We start from the raw sequence: 240 nt of genomic DNA on the forward strand, positions 1-240 counted from the left end.
CGTTGGTGACGTCCGCGCCGAGGGTGTCGGCACCGGTGCCGGTGATGACGTTGCCGGAGGCGGTCAGTGCGGTGTCTTCCGTGACGGAAGCGGTGTCGGGCTTGGCTTCGGGCGCGGTGTCGGTGATGAGCACGACCAGGTCGTCAGACTTGACCTGGTTGGCCGCATCGGTGACGGTGACGGTGAACTTGTCGGTGACGGAGTCGTCGCCGGCGGTGTGGTTCTTGGCCGTCCCATCCT

At 66.7% G+C, this 240-nt stretch carries 1 protein-coding gene; it reads right to left on the reverse strand.

Translation table 11 applies throughout. The features are described from left to right. A partial coding sequence (locus IB258_RS30275) for a hypothetical protein (RefSeq protein WP_225590575.1) occupies window positions 1-240 on the reverse strand: 240 nt, incomplete at both ends.

Source organism: Achromobacter sp. ACM02 (assembly GCF_014851605.1).
Taxonomy (GTDB): domain Bacteria; phylum Pseudomonadota; class Gammaproteobacteria; order Burkholderiales; family Burkholderiaceae_B; genus Achromobacter; species Achromobacter aegrifaciens.